Source organism: Streptomyces sp. NPDC051776 (assembly GCF_040681345.1).
Classification (GTDB): domain Bacteria; phylum Actinomycetota; class Actinomycetes; order Streptomycetales; family Streptomycetaceae; genus Streptomyces.
The window spans coordinates 1-8,733 of sequence record NZ_JBFAYQ010000032.1 but is presented as its reverse complement, the minus strand read 5'-3'; the positions used below and the strand labels follow the sequence as shown (position 1 = coordinate 8,733).

5 protein-coding genes are annotated in these 8,733 nt (G+C 70.8%); 4 read left to right on the top strand and 1 reads right to left on the bottom strand.

Annotated elements, in window-relative coordinates; translation table 11 throughout:
* Nucleotides 1–172: 172 nt before the first annotated feature.
* On the bottom strand, nucleotides 173–973 hold the full coding sequence (locus tag AB0M26_RS22600; RefSeq protein WP_365263622.1) for a phosphatase: 801 nt from the start codon (nucleotides 971–973) through the stop codon (nucleotides 173–175).
* A gap of 153 nt (nucleotides 974–1,126) precedes the next feature.
* Between AB0M26_RS22600 and speB the strand changes: the two genes are divergently transcribed.
* From speB to AB0M26_RS22580, 4 genes are all read left to right on the top strand, one after another.
* On the top strand, nucleotides 1,127–2,101 hold the full coding sequence (gene speB / locus AB0M26_RS22595) for an agmatinase (RefSeq protein WP_365263621.1): 975 nt from the start codon (nucleotides 1,127–1,129) through the stop codon (nucleotides 2,099–2,101).
* Nucleotides 2,102–2,280: 179 nt separating this feature from the next.
* Nucleotides 2,281–6,429 carry an ABC transporter ATP-binding protein gene (locus AB0M26_RS22590; RefSeq protein WP_365263620.1) on the top strand — a complete coding sequence of 1,383 codons (4,149 nt, stop codon included), beginning with the start codon at nucleotides 2,281–2,283 and terminating at the stop codon, nucleotides 6,427–6,429.
* A gap of 254 nt (nucleotides 6,430–6,683) precedes the next feature.
* A complete protein-coding gene (locus AB0M26_RS22585; protein ID WP_365263619.1) occupies nucleotides 6,684–7,106 on the top strand; it encodes a hypothetical protein in 423 nt (140 codons plus the stop codon).
* 137 nt (nucleotides 7,107–7,243) lie between these two features.
* Nucleotides 7,244–8,668: a S28 family serine protease gene (locus AB0M26_RS22580; RefSeq protein WP_365263618.1), complete on the top strand. Its 1,425-nt coding sequence runs from the start codon at nucleotides 7,244–7,246 to the stop codon at nucleotides 8,666–8,668.
* Nucleotides 8,669–8,733 lie beyond the last annotated feature (65 nt).

Sequence of the window (8,733 nt, the reverse complement as noted above, 5' to 3'; positions counted from 1 at the left end):
CGTACGCGGCTGCGCGCCCGAGTGGTGTGCGGTCAACGCGCCTGAGCCGTACGCGGCCGCGCGCGCCCGATCCGTACGCGGCTGGGCGCCCGAGTGGTGTGCGGTCAACGCGCCTGAGCCGTACGCGGCCGCGCGCGCCCGATCCGTACGCGGCTGGGCGCCCGGGTGGCCCTCAGGGCTGCGGCGTCAGTCCCGCGGCCGCGATCAGATACGCCGTGAGCGGGTCGTAGAAGCGCGGGTCGACCACGTGGTCGTCCAGCGGGACGGTGACGGCGACCGTGCCCTCGGCCTCGCCGATGAACAGCGCCGGGTCGTTGCAGTCCGCGAACCCCACCGCGTCGATGCCGCGCTGCCCCGCGCACCCGGTCCAGCCGTGGTCGGCCACCACCAGGTCGGGCCACGGACGGCCTTCCCGCTCCAGCCTGTTGAGGATCGCGGACATGGGCTCGGGGGAGTGGGTGTGCCAGAGCGTGGCGCCCCGCTCCAGCATCGCGACGTCGCAGAACTGGAAGACATAGCCGTCGTCGGCGCCCAGCCCCGGCGGGATCACCACGATCTCGCAGCCGGCCGCCCGCAGCGCCGCCGCCACGTGGCGGTGCACGTCCAGCAGCCCACCCGGGTGCCCCGTCGCGAACAGCACCCGCTGCCCGGCCTCGGCCGCCTTGCGCAGCACCGTCGCCATCCGGTCCAGGGCGTCGACCGTCAGCTCGGGGTCGATGGTGTCCTGCCCGGTGCGGTGCTGCGGGTCGTCGACGACGCCGCAGCGCTCGGCCATGACGGCCAGCACGTCCTGTTCGTCGGTCCAGCGGTCGCCGAGCTCCAGGCCGAGCCAGTAGTGCCGGTCGCCGTTCGCCAGCCTGCGGTAGTGGGCGAGGTTGTTGTCCCGGGGCGTGGCGACGTCGCCGGCGATCCGCGTACGGACGAGGTGGTCGATCAGTTCTGCGCGGTTCGGGGCGGGACTGGGTATCGGCATGAACTCATTGTGTCCTGTACAGGTCCGCGATGGACGCCGTGTCCAAATAGCGTTGGCCGTCCATCGGGAACGTACATGTGCGGAATCCGCCCGTCCTCCTACGCTCGGTCCGTGGCCCCGTACGTCCCCGAACCGCCGAGAGGCAGCCCCCGCATGAGCACCCAGCCCCGTGGACCCGTCGACTCGTCCCGCGTCCCGCGCTACGCAGGACCCGCGACCTTCGCCCGGCTGCCCCGGCTCGACGAGGTCGGTGCCGCGGACATCGCCGTGGTCGGCGTGCCCTTCGACACCGGTGTCTCCTACCGGCCCGGCGCACGCTTCGGCGGCAACGCCATCCGCGAGGCCTCCCGCCTGCTGCGCCCGTACAACCCTGCCCAGGACGCCTCGCCGTTCGCGCTCGCGCAGGTCGCCGACGCCGGTGACATCGCCGCCAACCCGTTCAACATCAACGAGGCCGTCGAGACCATCGAGGCCGCGGCCGACGACCTGCTGAGCACCGGCGCCCGGCTGATGACCCTCGGCGGCGACCACACCATCGCCCTGCCTCTGCTGCGCTCCATGGCGCGCAAGCACGGGCCGATCGCGCTGCTCCACTTCGACGCGCACCTGGACACCTGGGACACCTACTTCGGCGCCGAGTACACCCACGGCACGCCGTTCCGCCGGGCGGTGGAGGAGGGCATTCTCGACACCGAGGCACTGTCCCACGTCGGCACCCGCGGCCCGCTCTACGGTCGGCAGGACCTGACCGACGACGAGAAGATGGGCTTCGGCATCGTCACCTCCGCCGACGTCATGCGCTGCGGTGTCGACGAGGTGACGGACCAGCTCCGCCGGCGGGTCGGCGACCGCCCGCTCTACATCTCCATCGACATCGACGTCCTCGACCCCGCCCACGCCCCCGGTACCGGCACCCCCGAGGCGGGCGGCCTCACCTCCCGCGAACTGCTGGAGATCCTGCGCGGTCTGGCGTCCTGCAACCTCGTCTCGGCCGACGTCGTCGAGGTCGCCCCGGCCTACGACCACGCGGAGATGACGTCGGTGGCGGCCTCCCACACCGCGTACGAGCTGACGACGATCATGTCCCGGCAGATCGCCGCGGCGCGCGGGGCCGCCACCGGCGGCTGACCGGCGCGAACGAAGCGGACGGGCCTGGGCCCCGCCCCCGGACGTACGTCCCGGGTCGGAGCCGTCTGCGACCCATGCGTACGCACCGCTGAAACAAAACAGGGGACCTCCGGTGTTCTCGATCGTGGCGCCGCGGATACCCGTGGCGCCCCGGAGGCATGGACAACGGAGGGCGATCGGTGAGTCCGCGAGGCGAGAGCACACGGGAGCGGGGCTGGGCCAAGAGACTGATCGGATATGCATGGCGCTACCGCCGGCACGTCCTGCTCGCCCTTGGCTCCTCGCTCGGCGGCATGGCCGTCATGGCCCTCGTCCCCCTGGTCACGCGGCTGATCATCGACGACGTGGTGATCGCCCGCACCCGCGACCTCGCCCCGTGGACCGCCCTGCTGATCCTCGCCGCCGCCGTCGTCTACGGCTTCACCTACCTCCGCCGCTTCTACGGCGGTCGGCTGGCCCTGGACGTCCAGCACGACCTGCGGACCGAGATGTACGACTCCCTCGTCCGTCTCGACGGCAGGCGCCAGGACAACCTCTCGACCGGACAGGTCGTCGGCCGAGCCACCAGCGACCTCCAGCTCATCCAGGGCCTGCTGTTCATGCTGCCGATGATGATCGGCAACATCCTGCTCTTCCTCATTTCCCTGGGCGTGATGGTCTGGCTGTCGCCGCTGCTGACCCTGGTCGCGCTGGCCATCGCCCCCGCCCTGTGGTTCCTCGCCCAGCGCAGCCGCAAGCGACTCTTCCCCGCCACCTGGTACGCGCAGGGGCAGGCGGCGGCCGTCGCGGGCGTCGTGGACGGGGCGGTCACGGGGGTCCGCGTGGTCAAGGGGTTCGGCCAGGAGGCGCAGGAGTCCGGCAAGCTCCGCGCGGTGGGCAGAAAGCTGTTCGCCGGGCGGATGCGGACCGTCCGCCTCAACTCCCGCTACACCCCTGCCCTGCAGGCCGTACCCGCCCTCGGACAGGTCGCCATGCTCGCGCTCGGCGGCTGGATGGCGACCCGTGGCCAGATCACCCTCGGGACGTTCGTCGCCTTCTCCACGTATCTCGCCCAGCTTGTCGGCCCGGTGCGGATGCTCACCATGGTGCTCACCGTCGGGCAGCAGGCGCGGGCGGGTGTCGAGCGGGTACTGGAACTCATCGACACCAGGCCGTCGATCGAGGAGCGCCCGGAAGCGCACGCCCTGCCCGCCGACGCCGCGGCGACCGTCGAATTCGACGCCGTCACTTTCGGATACGACCCGGAGCGGCCGGTTCTGAAGGAATTCTCCCTGCGCATCGAGCCGGGCGAGACGGTCGCCGTCGTCGGCACGTCCGGCAGCGGCAAGTCCACGGTCTCGCTGCTGCTGCCGCGCTTCTACGACGTGAGCGGGGGCGCCGTACGGGTCGGCGGACACGACGTGCGGGACCTGACCTTCGCCTCGCTGCGTGCCGCCATCGGGCTCGTACCTGAGGACAGCTTCCTCTTCTCGGACACGGTCCGCGCCAACATCGCGTACGGGACACCGGATGCCACGGACGAGCAGATCCGCGCCGCCGCGACGGCCGCCCAGGCCGACCGCTTCATCCGCGACCTGCCCTCCGGCTACGACACCACGGTCGGCGAGCAGGGCCTGACCCTCTCCGGCGGCCAGCGGCAGAGGATCGCGCTGGCCCGTGCGATCCTCACCGACCCGCGGCTGCTGCTCCTGGACGACGCCACATCCGCGGTCGACGCGAGGGTGGAGCACGAGATCCACGAGGCGCTGCGCGGTGTGATGGCGGGCCGTACGACCCTGCTCATAGCCCACCGGCGTTCCACGCTCAGCCTCGCCGACCGGATCGCGGTCCTGGACGGCGGGCGGCTGGTCGACGCGGGCACGCACGAGGAGCTGGAGAAGCGCTGCCCCCTCTATCGCAGGCTGCTCACGGATCCGGACGAACTGGGCGGTGTGGAGCGCGATCCTGCGGGGGCCGTGCAGGACGGGGGCGGGCAGAGGGCCCACGAGCAGGGTACCCACGAGCAGAGCACCCACGAGCAGAGCACTCACGAGCAGAGCACCGACGGGGCGAGCCCCGGCCCCGAGAGCCGGGCCGAGCCGTCGGGCGCCACCGCCGCTACGACGCAGAGCCGTGAGTCCGGCGCCCGGGACCAAGCCGTCCCCGGCTCACCGGGCTACGCCTACCGCCCCTACGTTTCCGGAGCCCGTATCAGCCAGAGCCGCGCCATCGAGCGCCGCGCCGCCGAACGCGGGGTCTCCGACGCCGATCTTCGGGCCGAGTGCGACCTGGAGGTCGAGGCGGAGATCGACTCCGAACCGGTCAACGCCCGCCGCCGCGTCGTGGACGGCATCACTCCCGAACTGTGGGGCGGTGACGGCTCCGGCCGCAAGCGGCGCACCGGCTCGACCGCATCGGGCGCGATCGACGCCCTGGCCACCTCGCGTCCCGGTGCGTCCGGGCCGCCCACCACCGGCGGTATGGCCGGGGCGCTCGCCGGAATGCCTGCCACACCCGAACTGCTCGCCCAGGTCGCCGCGCTCCCGCCCGCCACGGACACCCCGCAGGTGGACGAGGTGCATGCGGCGCGGCCCGAGAGGGACTACGGGCTGCGCCAGTTGCTCCGCGGTTTCGGTGCTCCCCTGCTGCTCTGTCTGCTGCTGGTGTCCGTCGACGCCGTCGCGGGCCTGCTGCTGCCCATCCTCATCAGGAACGGCATCGACGACGGTGTGCAGAAGCTTGCGCTCGGCGCCGTGTGGACGGCCTCGGCCGTCGCGCTGGGCGTCGTCCTCGCCCAATGGGCGGCGCAGTTCTGGGAGACGCGAATGACCGGACGCACGGGTGAGCGCATCCTCTACAGCCTCCGCATCAAGATCTTCGCGCAGCTCCAGCGTCTCGGGCTGGACTACTACGAGCGCGAGTTGACCGGTCGGATCATGACGCGGATGACGACGGACGTGGACGCGTTGTCCACCTTCCTCCAGACCGGTCTGGTCACCGCGGTGGTCTCGATCCTCACCTTCTTCGGCATTCTGGTTGCCCTGCTCGCCCTCGACGCGGGCCTGGCGCTGGTCGTTTTCGCGACCCTCCCCGTCCTGGTCGTCGGGACGATTCTGTTCCGCCGCCGAAGCGTGAAGGCGTACGAACTGGCGCGTGAGCGCATCAGCGTCGTCAACGCCGACCTGCAGGAGAGCGTCGCCGGGCTGCGGATCCTGCAGGCGTTCCGGCGCGAGGGCAGCGGCGCCGCCCGGTTCACCGAGCGCAGCGACGACTACCGCCGGGCGCGCGTGCGCGGCCAGTTCCTGATCTCCGTCTACTTCCCCTTCGTGCAGCTGCTGTCATCCGTGGCGGCGGCGCTGGTGCTGATCGTCGGCGCGGGCAGGGTCTCGGAAGGGACCCTGACGGCGGGCGCGCTGGTGGCGTACCTGCTCTACATCGACCTGTTCTTCGCACCCGTGCAGCAGCTCTCCCAGGTCTTCGACGGCTACCAGCAGGCGACGGTCTCGCTGGGCCGCATCCAGGAGCTGCTGCGCGAGCCGACGACGACCGCGATCGCGAAGCGGCCGCGCGAGGTGCGGAAGGTCCGCGGTGAGATCGCCTTCGAGGACGTGCACTTCCGGTACCGGAGCGGCGCCGGCGAGGAGGAGCCGGAAAACGCGCTGTCCGGGATCGGTCTCCACATCCCGGCGGGCCAGCGGGTGGCGTTCGTCGGGGAGACGGGCGCGGGCAAGTCGACCCTCGTCAAGCTGGTCGCCCGTTTCTACGACCCGGTCTCCGGCACGGTCCGCGTCGACGGCACCGATCTGCGCGACCTCGACCTCACCGCGTACCGGCAGCGGCTCGGCGTCGTCCCGCAGGAGGCGTATCTCTTCCCGGGCACGGTGCGCGACGCCATCGCGTACGGCCGCCCGGACGCGACCGACGCGGAGGTGGAGGCGGCGGCGCGGGCGGTCGGCGCGCACGCGATGGTGGCCTCCCTGGACGGCGGCTATCTCCACGAGGTGGCGGAGCGGGGCCGCAACCTCTCCGCGGGGCAGCGGCAGTTGATCGCCCTCGCCCGGGCAGAGCTGGTCGATCCGGACATTCTGCTTCTCGATGAGGCGACTGCGGCCCTGGACTTGGCGACCGAATCGTTGGTCAACCGGGCCACGGACCGGCTGGCGGGGAGGCGCACCACCCTGGTCGTCGCCCACCGGCTGACGACGGCCGCCCGCGCGGACCGGGTGGTGGTCATGGACCACGGCCGTGTGGTCGAGGACGGCACGCACGCCGAACTCCTCGCCGCGAACGGCACATACGCCCAGCTCTGGCGCACGTTCGCCGGCGAGCCGGAGACCGCAGCCGCCTAGTGCTGCCCCGCCGAGGTTCGCTCGGTGGAGGGGGGTCCGGGTGCGGTCGTACACAAGGCGCGGATCGGTCTCGTTGGGCCTGCTCGGCCGGTCCGGCAACACAGCGGACGGCCGTGCCGGGGCGTCGAGCGGGGCAGACCTCGGCGGGGTCCGCACCAGCCGTCTGCCACATCTCTCCGCAAGGCCTTACCGAAACCCTGACACCCCGGGAACCATCCGCACCACAGTGCGCGTGTAGCTTTTCAATCGCCCGCATGTACGAGGTACGGGCACTCGACCCCTTGGGGGAGGCACACGTGCGTGGTACGGCACGTCGACGCATGGTCATAGGGCTGGTGATAGCCGTCCTGGCCGCCGGAGCAGCCGGTCTCACCGCTGCCACGGCCGGGGCGGGCGCGCTCTGCCCCGGCCGGAAGGTGAAGACGCTCGACTTCTCGAGCGGCAAAGTCCAGATCTACAAGAGCAACCGGATCAGGTGCGCCGTCACCCTCGCCAAGTCCCCGGGGAAGCGCCGCCAGATGAGTGTCAGCATCCAGGCGCGCGGCAGCCACCCCAGTGTGGACAGCGGGCGGTTCACTCACCACGCGGGGCCGGTCACGGTGAACGCGTGGGGCCGGTGCGTGTTCGTCCGGGGCTCCATCGGTAGCAAGTCGGTCAAGTCCGGCTGGCTCTGCTGACGGAAGGTCCTCCGGTGCGGCCGGGAACCCCTCCCTCGGTCGTGTACCCATCGAACAGATTCGCCCATCAGGTCTGGCGGTGGCGTGAGTTGCGCCGGTAGGTTCGCGGCGACCTTTGTGAACCCAGGGGAGGGCGAATGCGCAAGGCGCTCAGATGGCTGCTGTCGCTCGCGGTGCTCATAGGCGCCGCCGGTGCCGGCGGTGCGCCCGCAGGAGCGGCCACCGCCGCAGAGCCGGGCAGTAAAGACATCAAGGACCGGATCCTCGCGATACCCGGTATGAGCCTCATCGAGGAGAAGCCGGTCGACGGATACCGGTACTTCGTCCTCAACTACACCCAGCCGATCGACCACCGGCACCCGTCCAAGGGGACCTTCAAGCAGCGGCTGACCGTGCTGCACAAGAACACCGACCGCCCGACCGTCTTCCAGACGTCGGGCTATCACGTCTCCACGACCGCCGGCCGCAGTGAGCCGACGAAGATCATCGACGGCAACCAGATCTCGATGGAGTACCGCTTCTTCACTCCGTCCCGCCCCGACCCGGCGGACTGGAAGAAGCTGGACATCTGGCAGGCCGCCAGCGACCAGCACCGCATCTTCAAGGCGCTGAAGAAGATCTACGGCAAGAACTGGCTGGCCACCGGCGCCAGCAAGGGCGGTATGACGGCGACCTACTTCCGCCGCTTCTACCCGAACGACATGGACGGCACGGTCGCGTACGTCGCGCCCAACGACGTCAACAACCATGAGGACTCCCGCTACGACCGGTTCTTCGAGACCGTGTCCAAGAAGGAGTGCCGGGACGCCCTGGCCGATGTCCAGCGCGAAGCGCTGGTCCGCCGCGGCGAGATGACCGACCTCTACAAGAAGTGGGCGAAGGAGAACGACGCCACCTTCCACACGGTCGGCGGCCTCGACAAGGCCTACGAGAGCGTCGTGCTCGACATGGTGTGGGCCTTCTGGCAGTACAGCTCCGAGAAGGACTGCGCCGACGTCCCCAAGAAGGACGTCCCGACCGACAAGCTCTTCTCCTACGTCGACGCGATCTCGGGCTTCGCTTTCTACACCGACCAGGGCCTCGAGCCGTACACGCCGTACTACTACCAGGCCGGTACGGAACTGGGCGCCCCGACCGTGGAATACCCGCACCTCGACGGCCTGCTGCGGTACCCGGGCTACTTCACGCCGCGTGCCTTCGTTCCGCGTGAGATCCCGATGAAGTGGAAGAACGGCGTCATGCGTGACGTCGACCGCTGGGTCAGGAACTGCAGCGAGCGGATGATGTTCGTCTACGGGCAGAACGACCCGTGGGGTGCCGAACCGTTCCGCCTCGGCAAGGGCGCCAAGGACTCGTACGTCTTCTTCGCACCCGGCGCCAACCACGGCGCGAACGTCGCCGGTCTCACGACGGACGAGAAGGAGAAGGCCACGTCCGAGATCCTGGAGTGGGCGGGCGTGGCGTCCCCGGCCGTCCGCAGCGGAGACGCCGCCGCGAAGCCGCTGGCGAAGCCGGACTCCAAGCTCGACCGTCAGCGGATGGAGCGCACGCTCCGGCCGTAATGCCCCTCCGGGGCCGCACGGGCCCCACGGCACTTCCGGCGCCGGCCCGCGGACCGCGGGCCGGC

Coding starts and splice junctions, on each gene's coding strand:
- AB0M26_RS22580 (WP_365263618.1), top strand. CDS start 7,244: ATGCGCAAGGCGCTCAGATGGCTGCTGTCGCTCGCGGTGCTCATAGGC.
- AB0M26_RS22585 (WP_365263619.1), top strand. CDS start 6,684: ATGTACGAGGTACGGGCACTCGACCCCTTGGGGGAGGCACACGTGCGT.
- speB (WP_365263621.1), top strand. CDS start 1,127: ATGAGCACCCAGCCCCGTGGACCCGTCGACTCGTCCCGCGTCCCGCGC.
- AB0M26_RS22600 (WP_365263622.1), bottom strand. CDS start 973: ATGCCGATACCCAGTCCCGCCCCGAACCGCGCAGAACTGATCGACCAC.